This is a genomic window from Heminiphilus faecis (assembly GCF_008728965.1).
Taxonomy (GTDB): Bacteria; Bacteroidota; Bacteroidia; order Bacteroidales; family Muribaculaceae; genus Muribaculum; species Muribaculum faecis.
The window spans coordinates 54,694-74,281 of record NZ_VSMC01000004.1; the positions used below are offsets into that span (position 1 = coordinate 54,694).

General features: G+C 45.2%; 13 protein-coding genes. 9 read left to right on the top strand and 4 right to left on the bottom strand.

Annotated elements, in window-relative coordinates; translation table 11 throughout:
• Positions 1–59 precede the first annotated feature (59 nt).
• Positions 60–2,030: a KUP/HAK/KT family potassium transporter gene (locus FW767_RS02785; protein WP_121699215.1), complete on the top strand. Its 1,971-nt coding sequence runs from the start codon at positions 60–62 to the stop codon at positions 2,028–2,030.
• A gap of 13 nt (positions 2,031–2,043) precedes the next feature.
• Here the strand turns inward: FW767_RS02785 and FW767_RS02790 are convergent, their stop codons facing one another.
• Positions 2,044–2,241, bottom strand: coding sequence for a hypothetical protein (locus FW767_RS02790; RefSeq protein WP_147438758.1), 198 nt, complete (start codon positions 2,239–2,241; stop codon positions 2,044–2,046).
• 138 nt (positions 2,242–2,379) lie between these two features.
• On the opposite strand from FW767_RS02790, the gene FW767_RS02795 reads away from it, so the two are divergent.
• The 6 genes from FW767_RS02795 to FW767_RS02820 are packed head-to-tail and all read left to right on the top strand — an operon-like array spanning position 2,380 to position 12,144.
• Complete coding sequence (locus tag FW767_RS02795) at positions 2,380–5,340, top strand: PEP/pyruvate-binding domain-containing protein (RefSeq protein ID WP_121699214.1); 2,961 nt, start codon at positions 2,380–2,382, stop codon at positions 5,338–5,340.
• A gap of 34 nt (positions 5,341–5,374) precedes the next feature.
• Complete coding sequence (locus FW767_RS02800) at positions 5,375–6,721, top strand: coiled-coil domain-containing protein (RefSeq protein ID WP_121699213.1); 1,347 nt, start codon at positions 5,375–5,377, stop codon at positions 6,719–6,721.
• Positions 6,722–6,752: 31 nt separating this feature from the next.
• Positions 6,753–8,933 carry a S9 family peptidase gene (locus FW767_RS02805; RefSeq protein ID WP_121699212.1) on the top strand — a complete coding sequence of 727 codons (2,181 nt, stop codon included), beginning with the start codon at positions 6,753–6,755 and terminating at the stop codon, positions 8,931–8,933.
• 1 nt (position 8,934) lies between these two features.
• The gene (locus FW767_RS02810; RefSeq protein WP_121699211.1) at positions 8,935–10,257 is read left to right on the top strand and encodes a hypothetical protein; all 1,323 of its coding nucleotides are present in this window, start codon (positions 8,935–8,937) and stop codon (positions 10,255–10,257) included.
• 1 nt (position 10,258) lies between these two features.
• Positions 10,259–11,152, top strand: coding sequence for a tRNA (adenosine(37)-N6)-dimethylallyltransferase MiaA (gene miaA, locus FW767_RS02815; protein WP_121699259.1), 894 nt, complete (start codon positions 10,259–10,261; stop codon positions 11,150–11,152).
• Positions 11,153–11,178: 26 nt separating this feature from the next.
• Positions 11,179–12,144, top strand: a complete 966-nt coding sequence (locus tag FW767_RS02820; RefSeq protein ID WP_147438757.1) for a hypothetical protein — start codon at positions 11,179–11,181, stop codon at positions 12,142–12,144.
• A gap of 30 nt (positions 12,145–12,174) precedes the next feature.
• Here the strand turns inward: FW767_RS02820 and FW767_RS02825 are convergent, their stop codons facing one another.
• Positions 12,175–12,600 (bottom strand): hypothetical protein, encoded by a 426-nt coding sequence (locus FW767_RS02825; protein ID WP_121699209.1) that lies wholly within the window; start codon positions 12,598–12,600, stop codon positions 12,175–12,177.
• 235 nt (positions 12,601–12,835) lie between these two features.
• Here FW767_RS02825 and rbr point away from each other — a divergent pair, with 235 nt between their 5' ends.
• The gene (gene rbr / locus FW767_RS02830) at positions 12,836–13,426 is read left to right on the top strand and encodes a rubrerythrin (protein ID WP_121699208.1); all 591 of its coding nucleotides are present in this window, start codon (positions 12,836–12,838) and stop codon (positions 13,424–13,426) included.
• A gap of 65 nt (positions 13,427–13,491) precedes the next feature.
• On the opposite strand, the gene FW767_RS02835 is transcribed toward rbr, so the two are convergent.
• Positions 13,492–15,648: an elongation factor G gene (locus FW767_RS02835; protein ID WP_121699207.1), complete on the bottom strand. Its 2,157-nt coding sequence runs from the start codon at positions 15,646–15,648 to the stop codon at positions 13,492–13,494.
• Between the two features lie 184 nt (positions 15,649–15,832).
• Positions 15,833–17,767: an NAD(+) synthase gene (locus FW767_RS02840; RefSeq protein ID WP_121699206.1), complete on the bottom strand. Its 1,935-nt coding sequence runs from the start codon at positions 17,765–17,767 to the stop codon at positions 15,833–15,835.
• Positions 17,768–17,879: 112 nt separating this feature from the next.
• On the opposite strand from FW767_RS02840, the gene menD reads away from it, so the two are divergent.
• The gene (menD, locus tag FW767_RS02845) at positions 17,880–19,577 is read left to right on the top strand and encodes a 2-succinyl-5-enolpyruvyl-6-hydroxy-3-cyclohexene-1-carboxylic-acid synthase (protein ID WP_121699205.1); all 1,698 of its coding nucleotides are present in this window, start codon (positions 17,880–17,882) and stop codon (positions 19,575–19,577) included.
• Positions 19,578–19,588 lie beyond the last annotated feature (11 nt).

The following is a 19,588-nucleotide window of genomic DNA, read 5'->3' on the forward strand; positions in this document are numbered from 1 at the left end:
AAACATTAATATGCTTAAAGTCGTTCAATGAAAATATAACGGTTCATCTTTTACTATTTATGCACGGATTGACAAAATCAACTGTTTCAGCCTCTGTCCATAAAGTCACGGCAATGGCCTTGCTTGTAACGATAGGTATTGTGTTTGGCGATATCGGCACTTCCCCGCTTTATGTAATGAAGACGATATTGCACGTCGGACACACAATTGACGCCGACTACATAACGGGTGCCGTATCGTGTATTATATGGACTCTTACATTACAGACTACGGTCAAGTATGTGCTCATAGCATTGCGTGCCGACAATAAGGGCGAGGGTGGCATTCTCGCCTTATATGCCCTGATAAGACGGCTTCGCTTCAAATGGCTGTATATCTTGGCTGCCATCGGCGCCAGTACGCTTATTGCCGACGGTGTCATAACGCCGGCTGTGACGGTGACGTCGGCCATCGAAGGTCTGAGAGCCATTGAGCCGGATGCTCCTGTTGTGCCTGTCGTGCTTTTTATAATTACACTCGTATTTGTAGTTCAGCAGTTCGGATCAAAGGCGATAGGACGTCTTTTCGGCCCGTTTATGCTTGCATGGTTTCTGATGCTTGGCTTGCTTGGCGCCTTGTGTATAGGAGAGTATTCCGGCATATTGCGTGCGTTTAATCCTGTTTATGCCATTAAACTTCTTATTGATTATCCCGGATGGTTTCTGATACTCGGAGCTGTGTTTTTGTGCACAACCGGAGCCGAAGCTTTGTATTCCGACCTCGGTCACTGCGGTCGGTTGAATATTACCGTTTCATGGATATTTGTGAAAATAATGCTGATACTTAATTATCTCGGACAGGGGGCATGGATAATATCACGGCTTCCTGACGGAGGGGTCGAAGGCAATCCGTTTTACACCATAATGCCCTCATGGTTTCTTCCTGTAGGCATATTCATGTCTACGGGCGCGGCCATAATTGCGAGTCAGGCATTGCTTAGCGGGTCCTTTACGATATTCAGCGAGGCCATGAATCTTGGTTTCTGGCCGAGGCTGCGTATAAACTACCCGACCAACCTTAAAGGCCAGCTATATATACCGGTGGTGAATATGGCACTTTATGTCGGATGTGTGGCTACCGTACTTATTTTTGGCTCTTCCGATCGTATGGAGGCTGCTTATGGACTTGCTATAACGATAACCATGCTTATGACCACTGTCCTGCTTGCGTTTTATTTACGTCACAAAGGTGTGGCGTTATGGATAGTAGCTCTGTTTACGTTGGTCTACATATCCATCGAAGGGGCTTTCTTTACGGCTAATGCTTTTAAATTTATGCACGGCGGATGGTTCACCGTTCTTATTGCAGGTGTGGTGTGTGCGGTTATGCTCATATGGCGAAGAGCCAAACTTATACGTGACAAATATATCGAATATAAGGATATTGAAGATTACAGGGAGATTGTCGCTGACATCAAAGCCGATAACGCTATCCCTGAATATGCAGCTAATCTGGTGTTCATATCTCGGTCGGTATCGTCGCGTATGGTTGAAAGTAAGTTATTGTACTCTATAATCAATAAACAGCCTAAGAGAGCAGACCACTATTGGCTGTTGAGGATAGAGTATGTCGACACTCCCGATACGCTTGAATACGACTGCGACGTAATAATACCCGATACGCTTATCAGTGTAAGTTTGCGTATGGGTTTTCGGGTAAGGCCGCAGGTGAGTGTGTATTTGCGTCAGATAGTTGAGGATCTCGTAGCGGATGGGACTATAAGCCTTGCCAGCCGCTATCCGTCGTTACGCAAACATGGTATTGCCGGCAATTTCCGTTTCGTGATAATCCATCGTATATTTTCCGCATCGAGCTGTTGCGAAGGTAAAGACCGCTTGCTTATGACGCTTTACGCTTTGTTGCGACGGCTTGGAATAAGCGACGAGAAGGCGCTCGGCCTTGATACAAGTAATCTTACGGTGGAAAATGTTCCGCTGATAATTAATAATAAAGAGTCGCGGCGCATAACCCGTTCAGGCGATGGCGGTTAAGTAATAATGACGGTTATAGAAGCAACCGAGCTATGCCTCCGAAACCAATTACGGAGTAGGAGGCATACTGTAGCATGCGGCCTTTTCTGTATATTGACAGCGACTCCGGGTCTTTGCGGCATCGTCGCGATGCCGTAGTCCGTAAAGTCAATGCTATAAAAAAGAGCAGTGCTCCTGCTGTAATTATCGCTATTGCGGAATAGGTTGTCATCAGGTTATGGCGTGATATGAGAAATGTACTAACTATCTACATCTGACAGTGTGTAAATGTTCATTAAAATACTTGGCTGCAGATAGCGCAGTCATGGAAAATTATTTGTAAATTTGTTTTTCATTTCTGCAATGCACCATGAACGAGGAAAGTTTAAGTCAGTTATATCTTAAAGATACGGCGTTTCAAGCATTGATGCAACGCCGCATATTTAACGTGTTGCTTGTGGCATCGCCTTATGATGCTTTCATGATGGAAGAGGACGGCCGAGTGGAGGAACAGCTATATTTCGAGTATGTAGCTCTTAACCTTAGTTCGCCTCCGCGAGTCACTCGAGTATCGCGCCCGGCTGAAGCCCTTGTACTGCTTGCCGACAAGCGCTTTGACCTCATTATAATGATGCCCGGTATAGATATTAGCGAAACTTTTACCGGGGCAAAGGATATAAAATCGCTGTATCATGACACTCCTATAGTGGTTCTTACTCCTTTTTCAAAGGAGGTGTCGCGAAGGCTTGCCAAGGAGGACTTTACGGCTGTCGACTATGTATTCAGCTGGTTGGGCAATGTAGATCTGCTTCTTGCTATAATAAAGTTGCTTGAAGACAAGATGAATGCCGACAATGACATAAATGAGGTCGGGGTGCAGATGATACTTCTCGTGGAGGACTCGGTGAGATTCTACTCTTCGGTACTGCCTATTTTATACAAATTTCTTCTTAAACAGTCGCTTATTTTCTCTACCGAGGCTTTGAACGAGCATGAGCAGATGCTCCGCATGCGCGGACGTCCCAAGGTCATGCTGGCTCGTGATTATGAAGAGGCTGTGGCATTGTATGAAAAGTACGGTAAAAACATGCTTGGAGTGGTGTCGGATGTATCTTTCAAACGTGACGGATGCAAAGATCCGGAAGCCGGACTCAGACTCGCTGCTTATCTTCGTGAAAAGGATCCGTATCTGCCTGTTATTCTTGAGTCGTCGGAGATTGACAATGCCTGTAAGGTTGAGGAGCTCGGAAGCATATTTATTGATAAGAACTCCAAGAAATTTCCTGTCGATCTGGGCAATGCTATAATGAAAGATTTCGGTTTCGGTGATTTTGTCATACTTGACCCGGAGACAGGCGAGGAATTGTTTCGTATACATGATTTGAAAGATCTGCAGCGTCATATATTTGATATTCCTGCAAAGTCATTGCTGTATCACGCTTCATATAACGATATATCGCGTTGGCTATATTCGCGTGCATTGTTTCCTATAGCGGAGGTAGTCAAGCAGCACAGGTTCACTAAAATCGAGGAGGCTCCTGCGGTAAGACAATTATTCTTTGACTTGATAGTCAAGTACCGAAAGATGAAAAACCGCGGAGTTGTTGCCGTATTCCGTAAGGACCGTTTTGACCATTATTCCAATTTTGCCCGTATAGGTCAGGGTTCTCTTGGAGGCAAAGGACGTGGTCTGGCATTCATAGACTCTATAATCAAGAAGAATCCGGTGTGTGATAATTTCGACGGAGTAACTGTGACTATACCGCGCACTGTGGTTATATGCACTGACATCTTCGATGAGTTTATGGAGACCAACAATCTATATCCTGTGGCATTATCTGACCAGAGCGATGATACGATATTGAAATATTTCCTTCAGGCCCGTTTGCCGGAAAGACTCATAGAAGATTTTTTTGCATTGTTTGATGTGGTTGACAAGCCGTTGGCCATACGTAGCTCGAGTCTACTTGAGGATTCGCACTATCAGCCGTTTGCCGGTATATATTCGACATATATGATATCTCATGTAGATGACCGGTATGAGATGCTTGCCATGCTTAGCGATGCCATAAAGAGCGTGTATGCTTCTGTATTTTATGCTGACAGCAAAGCCTATATGACGGCAACGAGCAATGTCATAGATCAGGAAAAGATGGCTGTCATTATTCAGGAAGTGGTGGGCCGGCAGACGGGCGATTATTATTTCCCCTCATTTTCGGGAGTCGGGCGTTCGCTCAATTACTATCCTATCAATGATGAAGTTCCCGAGGACGGGGTGGCTGAAATAGCTATAGGTCTTGGCAAATATATTGTTGACGGAGGCCTTAGTCTGCGTTTTTCGCCGCGTCATGCCGATAAAGTATTGCAGACGTCTACGCTTGACTTGGCTTTGCGTGACACCCAGACCCGTTTTTATGCAATCGACATGAAGCGCGGTGTGGATGACGGTTTTAAGGTTGATGACAGTTTCAATATATCCAAGTTGCGCATTCAGGATATCGCTTCGACCGGTGCGTTGCGTTATATGGTATCGACCTATGATTTTCGCGATCAGGTAATCCGTGATTGTGACGAGGGCGAGGGACGTCGTGTGGTCACTTTTGCCAATGTGCTCCAACATGGAGTATTTCCGCTTGCTCCGATAACCGATTTTATGCTCACGAAGGGGCAGGAGGAAATGGGGCGTCCTGTGGAAATTGAATTTGCAGGAGTCCTTACGCCGGAAAACAAAACAAAAGGTACCCTGTATTGGCTTCAGATAAGGCCTATTGTCGAGCGAAAGGACATAGTCGATGAAAGTGTATTGGCCTTGTCTGATGATAAAATGCTTCTGCGCAGCAATACTGCACTTGGTCACGGCAATATAGATAACGTCGATACGGTGGTCTATGTGCGGCCTGAAAACTTTTCATCTTCAAATAATTCTCTTATAGCAAGAGAAATTGAAAAAATTAATCGTAACTTTACAGAGCGTAATGAAGGTTATGTCCTGATCGGTCCCGGTCGTTGGGGTTCAAGCGATACGGCTCTCGGTATTCCTGTAAAATGGCCGCACATATCGTCGGCTCGGCTTATAGTGGAGTCTTCGCTTGGCAACTATCGTATTGAACCGAGTCAGGGAACCCATTTTTTCCAGAACCTGACATCATTCGGCGTAGGTTACTTCACCATTGATCCGTCATCAAATGACGGTATTTATGATGTGGAGTATTTAAACCGCCGGCCGGCTATTTATGAAAGCGATTTTATAAGGATAGTCAAGTTTGACTCTCCTTTGGTCATAGGCATTAACGGTCGTAAAGGAGAGGGAGTTGTGGTAAAACCCGAGTAGACGTACCAATTACATTTTAACGAAAAAGAAGATTATGGCATTCTTTAAAGCTTTAGGCAGAGCTTTTGGCTTCGGAGGAGGTGAGGATTATGATAACAATGATGCTCCTTCAACCGCAGTCCACCCTTATAATAGATCGCAGGAACCGTCGGCGTATGTCGATGACCGGCATGATGGGGCCCATATTCGACCTGCCGTAAGGCAAGAGTCTGATGAGTTTCCTTTGACTTTTTTTGACGGTATACTCGAGGTTTTCAATAATGCACAGCCCGATTTTATAAAACGATGTCTTGACAAGGAGGCACAGCGTCGTTATCTTTACGATGCGTTGGATGCTTCTTTTCAGGAATACCTTGTATCAGAACGTCATCGTATAAAGAGCGAGACCGATACGGATGTGCGTTCGGAAAGGGACCGTTTTAAAACCGAAATCGAAGCTCTTAAAGAAAAGTGCAAGTCGGCCGAAGGCCGGGAAAATGACTCGGAGCAGAAGCGTCTTAGCGCTGACCGTCAGAAACGCGCTCTGAATAACAAAGTACAGGAGCTTGAGATGCGTATAAAGACTATTGAAGCCGAAAAAGAGCAGCTTAATCTTGAAAACCGCAGCCTGCTGAACAAGATAAAAGTAATCGGTGTGCTTGAGGGCGATGCTAAAGCTGACGACGGGGCGGTATCAGGTTCGGAACTGGATGCTTTAAGGGCGGAAATCGACAGTCTTAAGAAGGAATCGGAGGAGACAGCCGTGCAATATAAGGAGCGTATGGCTATGGCCGACCTCATGTTGTCGGAGACTCGTAATATGAATGCAAAATCAAACAAGGAACTTGAGAGCGTGAAGTCGGAGCTTGAAGTGCTTCGTAAAGAGCATGACGATACGCTTGAAAAACTCCGGATTACGGGTGAAGAGCTTGATAATGCCAACTCTACGCTGGCTATAGCAAATGATGTTCAGGAAAAGGTGGCGCGTTTTGAAGAGATTATCGGCGAGCGTGACCGTCGAATAAAAGAGCTTCGTCGCGATAAAGACAAGCAGGCACTTCGTATAGCGGAGCTTGAACGTGCCAACTCTCTGCTTCAGGAGGGTATAGACCAGACAATGCGTGAACGTGCCGAAGAAGAGGCTCGGCTTAAAAAAGCGTTGGAAGAGATAAGTAATGACAGTGCGCCCAAGCCTGCGGAGAAAGTGCGCCGGCGCAAAAAGACTGTCCCCAAAATTTCCGCTATAGACGAGACCCTCGACGATACACAGTGGCTTGTGGGAACCCCTCCGGAAGGTATGGTGGCCAAGACTACCGCGGTGACTTCTGACACAGACTTCGGCTATCAGGAACCGGCAAGAAAGACTCCGCCTGAAAATTCGGCCCAGATGTCGCTCTTTTAATCCTTAAAGTGTTTTAATAAAGTTGCAAAAAATGAATGTTTCAAGGTTATTTTATTCGTTGATCGGCACCGCACTTGTTGCCGTATGTCCGCTGTCGGCAGCGGTTACCGCCGACGATATTGCTCCTTATGTATATCCCGCCAACGCTTCGGCAGCACCGGGTGCGATGACTTATCTTGGCGACGGCAAAACATATGTGTCGATAAGCGACGATGGCAAGCGCATAGTTAAGTACGATATAAAATCGGGCAAGGAATTGGGAGTAATGCTTGATGTTGAGACTGCGCGTGAAAGTCGTATCAAATCTATTCAATCCTATATTCTAAGTCCGGATGAATCCTATATATTGGTGTGTGAGAAGTCGGAGTCTATATACCGCAGGTCATCTAAGGCAGCTTATTATGTTTATGAGGTCCGTCATAACATATTTACTCCGTTGAGTACCGAGCATCCGGTTCAGCGTGCTCCCCAGTGGTCGCCTGACGGACGCATGATAGCGTTTGTCGCCGACAATAATATATATATACGTAAACTTGATTATAACACTGAAGTTGCGGTAACCAAGGACGGAGAGATAAATAAAGTTATAAACGGTGTGCCCGATTGGGTATATGAGGAGGAGTTTGACACCACTTGTTCTATGGTGTGGTCACCTGACAATCTTACTTTTTGCTATCTGAAATATAATGAGACTGATGTGCCAATGTATTCGTTTACATTGTATGAAGGCACATGTGACCCTAAAACCGATTATACATTGTATCCGGGACGCTATACATATAAATATCCGGTTGCCGGAAAGCCAAACTCGCGTGTCACTCTTCACAGCTATGACATAGATACGCGCAAGACCAAGGATATTGTATTTAACGACGAACGTATAGAATACATACCGCGTATAGCTTATGCCTACCGTCCCGAACGGCTTATGGTAACCACTCTTAACCGTGCGCAAAACCGTATTGAGATGTATGCTGTCAATCCTAAGTCGACTGTAGCCAAATCCGTGTATGTCGATGAGGCCTCTACAGGATGGATAGATCCGTCGGCATGGGAAAACACAAAGTTTTATCCTGATTTTTTTATGATTACTTCAGAGCAGTCGGGATACAATCATGTATATCAATACAGTTATTCGGGAGCCCGTATGCGTCAGGTTACTTCCGGCGACTTTGACGTGACTGCTTATTATGGCTGTGAGCCTGTGTCGGGTGTGCATTATTTCCAGTCTACCGTATCGGGTGCAGTAAATCGAGTGGTGAGTCGTGTCGATGCTAAGGGTAAGGTGACAGATTTAGGTGATATGAGAGGTGTGTCATCGGCTTCTTTTTCTCCCGATATGGCTTATATGACACTCTCTTACAGCAATGTCACCACTCCTCCTGTACATACGCTTTGCACTTCTGCCGGCAAGGAGATAAGGATACTTGAAGACAATGCCGGTGTGAGAGCTCGTTACGGCAATATACCGACAAAGGAGTTCTTTACTGTCGCTTCTGACGGATACACTTTGAATGGTTTTGTGCTTAAACCCTCTGATTTCTCATCGTCTCGAAAATATCCGGTTATAATGTATCAATACAGCGGGCCCGGCTCACAGGAAGTTCTTGACCGTTGGCGTATGGACTGGGATTACTTTTTTGTACAGCAGGGTTATATAGTTATGTGTGTGGACGGTCGTGGTACAGGAGGCCGCGGAAAAGCATTTAAGGATTGTGTATATAGAAACCTTGGACATTATGAGACTATAGACCAGATAAATGCGGCCAAATATGCGGCGTCGTTGCCGTATGTGTCCAAAGTAGGTATATTCGGATGGAGTTATGGAGGATATGAAAGTCTTATGGCTGCATCACAATATGATTACGATGCGGCTGTGGCTGTAGCTCCAGTTACCGACTGGCGTTATTATGACACGGTATATGCCGAACGATATATGCTTACTCCTCAGGAAAACGAGGATGGTTACAACAGCAGCGCGCCTGTCAATTATGTGGACCGGATCAAGACTCCTCTTTTGATAATGCACGGTACGGCTGACGATAATGTGCATCTGATGAATACTATGCAGTATGTATCGGCCTTGCAGTCGTCGGGTAAGGTTTGTGATATGTTGCTGTTCCCCAATATGAACCATTCGATCAACGGATGCAATTCTCGCTCGCTCGTATATCTCAACATGCTTAACTTCTTTGACCGTAATTTGAAGTAATATGGATGAATACAGCCGCGATAAAGCTAATTTTTTCGGTATTCAGAGTCTTCTGTATAGCTGGATAAGATCAGTGGGTACACTGGTCGTGATACTTTTCGTGTCAATGTATGTGTCGAAGATATGGCTGCCGGCTGTTGTGCTCTTTATGGAATTTCTCCTTATAAGACGCTTGAATATATTGCGTAATTCCGATACTCCGATGTGCAACATGCTTCCGTTCATGATGACACGGGTACTTATTGTCGCTGCAATAGTTATGGTGACGATAAACTTGTATTATATGAAGTTTATTGATCCTCAGGAGTATGTTGTAGGAACGGCAAACCGAAAAATTCCGTATATAACCATCCTTGTGATATCTCCTGTAACGCTTGTCGTGACCTTATGGGCCTATATGCGCAGACATAAGATAGGTTTTTGTAAAGAATGTCGCATACGGTACGGTACACCGTCTGAGCGCGGTTTTATCGGAAAAGTGTTCAGTAGCGAAAGCCGTTATCAGTTACGGATGCTGATATTTATATCGGCAGGCATCACGGCCTATACATGGATATACTATTATATGAAGTATTCCAATGTCAATCTTAACCATGCTGACCTGTTTTATTATGTGTGGATTCCGATAATACTGTATGTGCTGTCAATAATATATCTTGGTCGCAGGTATTTCAATATTTATTTGTTTTTCAGGCAGAATATAGTAGGTGACGCTACAATGAAGGTATCATCGACTTTGTTGCGTTATATAATCGTTTCCGGCGACAGTGTGTTTCTTGACGATGTAGCCGGTCAAGGCTCTCGGAAAGACACACCTGCATCGGTCAATATACCATATCGGGAGAGGATGACTTTAAATGATGCGAAAGTCATGTTTGAGCAAATATCGGGTCTGCGCGATGAGTTCAATATGCGTTTTCTGTATGTAAATGCAAATAAAGAGTCGGCATGCAATATATTTCATTACCTATGTGTGCTGAAGTCACATAACTCGATTGAGGGTTCTGATTTTAACGGCAAGTGGTATAAGCAGTCACATCTGGAGAGAATGTTGAGTGAAGGTCTTGCGTCGTCGCTTCTTACGAGCGAAATCCATCGTATATATACGGTGACTATGGCAAGCAAGACTTATGATCGCAAGGGACACCGGCTTTATGGTATAAAGCATTATAAACCGTCATTCCGCCTTCGCGATCTTGATGATATTGACGTGGACTTCAATGATCCTGTATGGCTTATGATTGCCGATGACAATGAAGATCGGCCATTTTTCCAGCTTCGTAAATTATGGCGTAAATATGTCAGTGGAGAAAACATCACCTAAGATGATTGTTATTACAGGACCTACGGCGTCGGGAAAGACCGGACGTGCTGTGGATGTGGCCAAAGCTCTTGGTGGAGAGGTTATAAGTGCTGATTCTCGTCAGCTGTATCGAGGCATGGATATCGGTACTGGCAAAGATTTGGCGGAGTATGGCGATATACCTTATCACATGATTGATATCTGTGAACCGGGATATCGTTATAATCTATATGAGTATCTGCGTGATTTCGATACTGTATATAATGATATATGTGATCGTGGACGGATGCCCGTACTTTGTGGTGGTACGGGATTGTACGTCGAATCGGTAGTTAATGGTGTGCGTCTTCCCGAAGTTCCGGAGAATACGGCTTTAAGAACTCGGCTTAAAGGCAGATCTTTGGCCGAGCTTACGGAGATGCTGTCGCGTATAAAAGTGCTTCATAACACGACTGATGTCGATAGCTGTCAGCGAGCGATAAGAGCGATCGAAATACAGATGTATTACCGTGAGCATCCCGATGAAGCCGTATTGACCGAACCGCATCCGATGAAAAATGTCACGATTGTCGGTGTCGACATCGATCGTGAGAATCGTCGTCGCCGCATAACGACAAGATTGAAAAAACGTCTTGACGAAGGTATGGTGGACGAGGTCAAAGCGCTTATTGATGGAGGAGTAAAGCCTGACGACCTGATATATTACGGGCTTGAGTATAAATATCTGACGCTGTATGTCACCGGACAGCTTCAGTATGACGATATGGTTTCCCAGCTTGAGATTGCGATTCATCAATTTGCCAAACGTCAGATGACATGGTTCCGCGGAATGGAGCGACGAGGCTTTACTATACATTGGCTACCGTGGGATATGGGACAATCGGAGTTCGTAGAAACGGTGAAAAAATTATTGTAGCATAATTCCTTAAATACATTCGGTCCATGAAAAAACAAATTCTATTATTACTTGCTCTAATTTCTGTAGCCTTATGTCATGCTCAGGTCAGATCATATTATTCTCCGGAAGAGCTGGATAAGAGCGATTGCGTGTTTTATATCGACACTATGTCATGTGAAATACTTATAGAGGCTCGTGCAGCATTGACTTCCAATCGAGAACGATATGGTAAAAGTTCTGATTATTGGAGTATCGCTTGGAACTATAGAACCCAATATGATTATGATTACGTACGTGTTCAGGCCCGCAATATAGACTTTGGACATCTTACCGATCAAAGAGTGCTTGATATAGAGTATGGTACAATGCATGGCGGTTGCGATGAGGTTAAAGAATTGATATCGGTGAAGAAGGGCGTCGACTCATATAACGGTTACAATACTCTTGCCGTAGAGTGGAGCGGGGGACGAATGAAGGTTTTTGTCGGATCCAAGAGGCTTGAAAAAGTACTGGATATAATGGTGGCTCTACCCGTATTACCTCAATGCAGGATAATATCGGCGGGTGAACTGAATGTACAGTCGCTTGTAGTTGAGTGTCCTGAAAATCGCATGGCAATGTTGACATGTCCACTTACGGAAACCGAAGTATTGTCAATGCTTGAAAATTCTGTCGATCCTACAGAAGGACTGTGGATGTATCTTGATAGAGACACAGATGATAATCGCGCACGGCTGGGTGGACGCTATACATTTTATATTATACGGTATAATGATAGCTATCTGCTCCTTTACAAGTCGGGAGCTGAAGTCAATGCGTCGCAGTGGTCTCCGCTTATGATCAAAGGACGTATGAAGCCCACACGTTTTGTAGGACACTATGATTTGGTGTGGTATGACAGTCTGTTGGAACCGATGGATGACGATACTTATGCATCAATAGATGGTGCCGGCATATTGACAGTGGAATTTCCCGTGTATCGCAGTCGTATGCGGTTTTATCGTAAGTAGGTATGAGATTGGGGGCACGTTAAAATATGGTTATTCTCTTATTTCCATGATTTCACCCGACTCCTTTATATAACGTATTTTGTAATCAAGCATGTCAAGTATGACTTCGCGGGGTTCATTGTGTGCGGCAAAGACTTCACCCACACTCTCTGTCTCCATTAGATACTGTACCAATTTGGGCTCCAGTTTGTCTTCAACAAATATCTGTGGTAGTTTTTCGCCGTTCCCATTTATATATGTCCACTGGAAGTCGCTGTCAAAAGTTATTGAGGCTCCGTTTTTAATCGTGACATAGTAGGTGCCGTTGTTTTCGTCGTAAGAACTTATATTTGACAGTGGATAGTATGTTGATATAAATGTGCTGATGGGGCCCGGCAGACTGTCCCACAGACTGTGGCTGCAAGCCATCAGCATCAATATTGCGATTACTCCGGCAATCTCTTTCTTGTATATCATACGTCTGGCGTTTTTAGAGGTAGTTACAATTTGACAACGTTTTATACTTAATTTATGTTCTTGATATTAAAAATTTAATATTTGGGTCTTAAGGGTGAATTAAGCTCAACAAATTATAATTTACATATATAGACATGTCATTGATGTAATATTGATTATGGTACAAACATAATTTGCTGTCAAGTGTTTTTATAATTGATAGTACAATATGTCTAATTAAATATCATCAATAACAATGGACAGCAAGAAAAATAAAAGTATCAAAGGTACTAAGACCGAAAAAAATCTTGTAAATGCTTATATGAGTGAATCGGCCGCTTACAGTCGTTATATGTATTATAGCGCGCAGGCTACAAAAGAGAGCTATTTCCCCATAGCAAAGGTTTTTGAGGAAACTGCAGCCAATGAACTACGTCATGGAAAAGTCTTTTTTAAATTTCTTGAAGGTGGTTCTGTAGAGTGTGTCCTTGATGTAGATGCAGGTGTCATAGGCGATACCGCATCCAATCTTGCCACTGCGGCCGAAGAAGAGAAGAAAGAAGGGGTAGAGCAGTACACTGCCGCCGCCAAGGTAGCTGATGAAGAGGGTTTCCCCGAAATAGCAAGTCATTTTAGAGAAATAGCTGAGATAGAGCAGCATCATCGCGACCGTTTTGAGAAATATCTGGAGCAGGTTAAGGCCGGTACCGTATGGAAACGTGACCATGTAATTAAATGGCAGTGTCTTGTATGCGGATATATACATGAAGGTAAAGAGCCGCCGAAGGAATGTCCTGCATGTGATCACCCGCGTGAACACTACATGGCTCTTGATATGACTCTCTAAATGAATAATGAACAAAAATAGTAAAGGCCATCGACATTGTCGATGGCCTTTACTATTTTTGTTCATTATTCGTCGGTGGATGTCTCCGCATATGATTTGAGGAGTTTTTCCTGTACGTCGGATGGAACAAGTTCGTATGACGAGAACTTCATCGTAAATGAAGAACGTCCGCCGGTTATGGAGCTAAGTGCCGTAGAGTATGACGACATCTCTTTCAATGGTACTCGTGCCTGAATCTTTTCGAAGCCGTTGTCGCTCGACATTCCCATTATTATGGCACGGCGTCCTTGCAGGTCGCTCATTACATCGCCCATCACGTCAGCAGGCACCATAACTTCCACGTCATAAACCGGTTCGAGAATCTTGGGGTTGGCGTTACGGAACGCTTCGCTGAATGCGTTACGTCCTGCAAGACGGAATGAAATTTCATTGGAGTCAACCGGATGCATCTTTCCGTCATATATGCAAACTCTCACATCGCGTGCGTAAGAACCTGTAAGCGGTCCTTGCTCCATGCGGTCCATAAGTCCCTTGACTATAGCCGGGATGAAACGAGCGTCAATGGCACCGCCCACTATACAGTTGTGAATGACAAGCTTGCCTCCCCATTCGAGAGGTATCTCCTGAGTGTCGCGAACATTCATCTTGAATTCCTGATTGCCGAATTTATATGTATCCGGTGCAGGCATGCCTTCAGTGTAAGGCTCTATGATAAGATGAACTTCTCCAAACTGTCCGGCGCCTCCCGACTGTTTTTTGTGACGATAGTCGGCACGGGCAGCCTTTGTGATGGTTTCGCGATATGGTATTTTGGGCTCATCGAAGACAATAGGTAACTTGTCATTGTTTTCCACACGCCATTTTAGTGTGCGCAGATGAAATTCACCTTGTCCCGACAGAATTGTCTGTTTAAGCTCTTTGGATTGTTCTATCTGCCAAGTCGGATCCTCTTCGTGCATACGGGTGAGTATCTCACTGAGTTTCTCCGCATCGCTTTCTGTTACGGGGCGTATGGCTCTCTGATATTTAGGAGCCGGATACTTGATGAAGTCAAATTTGTATTCGCATCCTTTCTCGTTAAGAGTATTGCCTGTACGGGCATCTTTCAGTTTTACCGTAGCGCCTATATCGCCTGCGCATAACTTGTCGACCGGAGTTTTGATTTGGCCGCATACGCAGAATATCTGAGCCAAGCGTTCTTTGCTTCCGCGGTCCATGTTATTCAGGTCAACGCCGGGAGTAAGGGTGCCGCTCATGACCTTGAAGTAACTTACTTCGCCGATATGTGGCTCCACAGTAGTCTTGAACATGAAAAGCGAGAGCGGACCGTTGCTGTCGGGTTTAATTTCGTCACCTTCCGAGTCGACCGGTGCCGGCATATCTTCCACAAACGGCACGACGTTGCCGAGGAACTCCATCATACGGCGTACACCCATATCCTTGAGTGCGCTTACACAGAATACTGGATATATCGAGCGGTCAACAAGTCCTTTGCGTATGCCTTCGCGCATTTCGTCTTCAGAGAGATGGCCTTGGTCAAAGAATTTCTCCATCAAAGTCTCGTCATTTTCAGCTGCGGCCTCAACGAGTTTCTGGTGAAGTTCCTGTGCTTTGTCATGTTCTTCAGCCGGTATTTCTTCAATCGTAGGCACTCCACCGTCGGGGCCCCATGAGTACTTCTTCATGAGAAGAACATCAATCATGGCGTTGAAGCCCGGACCTACGTTTATCGGGTACTGTATAGGGGTGACTTTCGGACCGAATATTTCGGTCATCTGTTCTATTACATTGTCATAATCTGCTTTTTCACCGTCAAGCTGATTCATGGCAAATATGACTGGCTTTTTTAACTGAGCCGTAGTGCGGAATATGTTCTGTGTACCTACTTCTACTCCGTATTGTGAGTCAATAAGTATCACTCCTGTATCGGTTACGTTCAGAGCAGTGATGGCGTTGCCCACGAAGTCATCGCTGCCCGGACAGTCGATTACATTTAATTTCTTGTTAAGAAATTCAGCATAAAAAATGGTAGAGAATACCGAGTAGCCATACTCCTTCTCCACCGGGAAATAGTCACTGACCGTATTATTGCCTTCAACGGTACCGCGACGTTTTATAACTCCACACTCGTAAAGCATTGCTTCGGCGAGTGTGGTTTTCCCCGAGCCCTTGCTTCCAAGCAGGGCTATGTTCTTGATTTCGTTTGTTTGGTAAACCTTCATGTTATTAGAGAGTTTTAGTTATACAATGTTGTTTATTAAAATTAGTGAGCCGCAAATTATAAATTTTTTATGAGAAATCCTATTATGTTACATATGTTACAAAACATAAAACGGATACGGCTGATAATAAAGCCGTATCCGTCCTATATATAATGTATTAAGTTTTAAGAAATAAATGTCATCGTTACAATGATTCGCATTCTGAGAGCCATAGAGCTGCCGATGCGTCGGAGGGCATACGCCAGTCACCGCGTGGCGACAGGCATACACTGCCTACTTTGGGGCCGTCGGGAAGACATGAGCGTTTGAACTGTTGGTTGAAGAACCTTCTTATAAATATTTTCAGCCAATGTCTGATGACATCATCGTCATAGGTACCGGTAAAAGCATGACGGGCCATGAAGAATATGCGTTTAGGCGAGAAGCCGTAGCGCAATATATAATATAGGAAGAAATCGTGCAGTTCATACGGCCCCACAAGGTCCTCTGTCTTCTGTTTTATATTGCCGTCGGAGTCAGCCGGAATCAGTTCAGGACTTATAGGAGTGTCGATTATGTCTTCGAGTGTCGATTTTTCTTTGTCGCTGAACGCATGAGTGGCAAACCATCTTACCAGATATAGTACAAGTGTTTTTGGTATGCTGGCGTTGATGCCGTACATAGACATGTGGTCACCATTGTATGTGGCCCATCCGAGAGCGAGTTCCGACAGGTCGCCGGTGCCGAGTACCATGCCTCCTGTCTGGTTGGCGACATCCATAAGTATTTGCGTGCGTTCACGTGCCTGTGAGTTTTCATATGTCACGTCATGATTGTTTATGTCATGACCTATATCCTGAAAATGCTGTTTTACCGATGCAGCGATCGGAATCTCGCGTATTGTTATGCCGAGAGCTTTCATAAGTTCCATGGCATTGGTATATGTGCGGTCGGTAGTACCGAAGCCGGGCATGGTTATGCCTGTTATGCTTTTACGGTCAAGGCCGAGACGGTCAAATGTCATGACAGCCACCAGCAACGCAAGAGTAGAATCCAATCCGCCCGATATGCCGATTACGAGCCGGTTGGTACGGGTAGCCTCAAGTCTGCGTGCCAGCCCCGCTATCTGTATATTTACAATCTCTTCGCAACGGCGGTCCACAATCTCGCCCGATGCCGGAACAAACGGTCGAGGATTTATTGTACGCATCAGTTTGTCATCGGTGCTGGGTATCGTGGCCGCTGTATCGGATATATGATAGGGCAGCCGAAGTTCTCTTCGCGTGCAGTCACCGAATGAACGCATGTGCATACGGTCGCGGCGCAGGGCTTCTATGTCGATATCGGCTACTGTATGGCTCGGTTCATGGCTCCAGCGCTTATTGCATGCAATCAGTGTCCCGTTTTCTGCTATTATGGCTTTACCGTCAAATACCAGATCGGTGGATGACTCTCCGTATCCTGCCGATGAATATATGTAAGCTGCCATACAACGGGCCGACTGCTGTTGTATAAGGTTTTGAAGGTATCCGTATTTACCTATTATATCGTCGGAAGCCGAGAGGTTAAATATCACTTCCGCTCCGGCAAGTGAGGCTCGTGACGACGGTGGTATCACGGTCCACAGATCTTCACATATCTCTATCGCACATTTCACCCCGCCGATATTCAATAGCTGCCGGGTGCCGAACGGAATATTATTTTGCCCGTTGACAGAGATAAACGATATGTCGGTGTCCGGAGCAGACATAAACCATCGTTTTTCATAAAACTCATTGTAATCGGGCAGATATGTCTTTGGCACAATTGCGGCTATTTTACCTCCGGATATGGCTACAGCACAGTTATACATCTGTCCGTCGACGCATAACGGCGCTCCTACTATAATTACGGCTTTTGTCGTAGCGGAAAAAACGGTGAGTTTTTCTATACCTCTCAATGCGGACTCAATCAAAGTCGAGTTGTGAAACAGATCGCCGCATGTATAGGCCGTGACACATAGCTCCGGAAATACTATTACCGAAGCGCCGATAGCCGCTGTCTCCGCAGTTATTGCCTCAATTGAAGCTATGTTGTAATCTACGTCGGCGACATTTACCTTAGGAACAGCCGCCGCTACCCTTAAATATCCGTGGTTCATGACAAATGTTTTTGCAAATGTAACAAATATGCGGAAATATTCGTTTTATGAAGTCGGTGAATCTAAAGAAATATATTGGAAAAGTTGATTAACTTTGTGGAAATAAATTGATATGAATACAACTGATAAAGTATCATGCAATATAATCGTATCGCTGCTTGTGAAGCATGGCATTGAAGAGGTCGTAGTGTCACCCGGATCACGTAATGCCCCGCTTGTGCTTGCCATGTCGAAGTGCGCGGCTTTAAAAAAGACTGTGGTCATCGATGAACGTAGCGCTGCCTTCATTGCGTTGGGCAAGGCGTCGGTCAGCGGCAAGCCTGCGGCTCTTGTATGCACATCAGGCACTGCGGTACTTAACTATGCTCCTGCCGTGGCCGAGGCTTATTACAGGCGTGTGCCGTTGATTGTAATATCGGCCGACCGACCGATGGAGTGGATTGATCAGGATGACAGTCAGACATTGCGTCAATACGAGGCTTTGTCACACTACGTCAAGCGTAGTTATAACATACCGGCCGACTGCAGCGCCGACAATATGCAGTGGTATACCAATCGTGTAGTCAACGATGCGTTGCTCTGTGCCGTATCGGGGCGTAAATCACCCGTACATATAAACGTGCAGCTTGACAATCCGTTGGACGGCATGGCTTGCTTTAATGATACTCGGTGGACTTCGCGCGACATAACTCGCATGTCTGCGCAACAACGATTGTCCTATGATGATATGACGCGGCTTATCGGCCGATGTGGCTTGTCGTCTAAGATAATGATTATCGCCGGCTTTATGGAGCCCGACAGTGAGTTGCTTGACGCGTTGAAGCGCTTGGCAGTCCGTGATAATGTCGTTGTTATGACCGAAACTGTGGCCAATCTTCATTCAGATATGTTCATAGGGCGCATTGATGCCACACTTTCGGCGATGGATGATGTGAGGAAATACAATATGCGTCCTGACATTGTCATTACTGTCGGCGGGGCTATCGTGTCGCGTTTTATAAAGCAGTATCTGAGAACGACCGACATAAAGGAACATTGGCATGTCGGATTTACTGACGATACTGTAGATTGCTTCCGCAAACTTACGGTAAGTGTGAATATAGAGCCGAGATGCTTTTTTTTAGATCTTGCCGAAGCATTGTCCGAGGCTGATACTTCACATTGTAATTTCAGAAAAGAATGGCATACTGTAGCCGACGAAGGTGAAAGAGTACATGAGCGGTATCTTGACACCGTGCCGTGGTGTGATCTTACGGCCATGCGATATGTTTTCAATAATTTGCCTGACGGATGCAACATTCAGTTGTCCAACGGTACAGCCGTACGGTATGCGCAGCTGTTTTCTTCGTCGGTGGTGGCGCGATGTGACTGCAACCGCGGAGTGAGCGGTATTGACGGCAGCACATCGACTGCAGTCGGAGCTTCAACCGTTTATAACGGAACTACCTTGCTTATAACCGGCGACATGAGCGCTCAGTACGACATTGGAGCTCTTGCAGCCCCTTGCATCACTCCGAAATTCAAAATGATAGTGCTTTGTAACGGCGGGGGAGGAATATTCCGGTTTATAAAAAGTACGTCACAGCTTGAAGAACTGGATGAGTATTTTGTGGTAGACCGTCCGTTTCCGGTAGCAAAACTTGCAGACGCTTACGGCTTCAGCTATTTTGAGGCGTACGATAAGGATACTCTTGCCGTCTCATTACTCGGTTTTATTGCGGAAAAAGAACGTCCGTCCATGCTGGCGTTATACACTTCATCGCAATTGAGCGCTGAAGTACTTCGGGAATATTTTCTACAAAAGATTTGAAAAACAAGAAA

Bases quoted from the DNA above. Each gene is read 5' to 3' on its own strand.
- FW767_RS02785 (WP_121699215.1), top strand. From the start codon at position 60: ATGCACGGATTGACAAAATCAACTGTTTCAGCCTCTGTCCATAAAGTC.
- FW767_RS02790 (WP_147438758.1), bottom strand. From the start codon at position 2,241: ATGACAACCTATTCCGCAATAGCGATAATTACAGCAGGAGCACTGCTC.
- FW767_RS02795 (WP_121699214.1), top strand. From the start codon at position 2,380: ATGAACGAGGAAAGTTTAAGTCAGTTATATCTTAAAGATACGGCGTTT.
- FW767_RS02800 (WP_121699213.1), top strand. From the start codon at position 5,375: ATGGCATTCTTTAAAGCTTTAGGCAGAGCTTTTGGCTTCGGAGGAGGT.
- FW767_RS02805 (WP_121699212.1), top strand. From the start codon at position 6,753: ATGAATGTTTCAAGGTTATTTTATTCGTTGATCGGCACCGCACTTGTT.
- FW767_RS02810 (WP_121699211.1), top strand. From the start codon at position 8,935: ATGGATGAATACAGCCGCGATAAAGCTAATTTTTTCGGTATTCAGAGT.
- miaA (WP_121699259.1), top strand. From the start codon at position 10,259: ATGATTGTTATTACAGGACCTACGGCGTCGGGAAAGACCGGACGTGCT.
- FW767_RS02820 (WP_147438757.1), top strand. From the start codon at position 11,179: ATGAAAAAACAAATTCTATTATTACTTGCTCTAATTTCTGTAGCCTTA.
- FW767_RS02825 (WP_121699209.1), bottom strand. From the start codon at position 12,600: ATGATATACAAGAAAGAGATTGCCGGAGTAATCGCAATATTGATGCTG.
- rbr (WP_121699208.1), top strand. From the start codon at position 12,836: ATGGACAGCAAGAAAAATAAAAGTATCAAAGGTACTAAGACCGAAAAA.
- FW767_RS02835 (WP_121699207.1), bottom strand. From the start codon at position 15,648: ATGAAGGTTTACCAAACAAACGAAATCAAGAACATAGCCCTGCTTGGA.
- FW767_RS02840 (WP_121699206.1), bottom strand. From the start codon at position 17,767: ATGAACCACGGATATTTAAGGGTAGCGGCGGCTGTTCCTAAGGTAAAT.
- menD (WP_121699205.1), top strand. From the start codon at position 17,880: ATGAATACAACTGATAAAGTATCATGCAATATAATCGTATCGCTGCTT.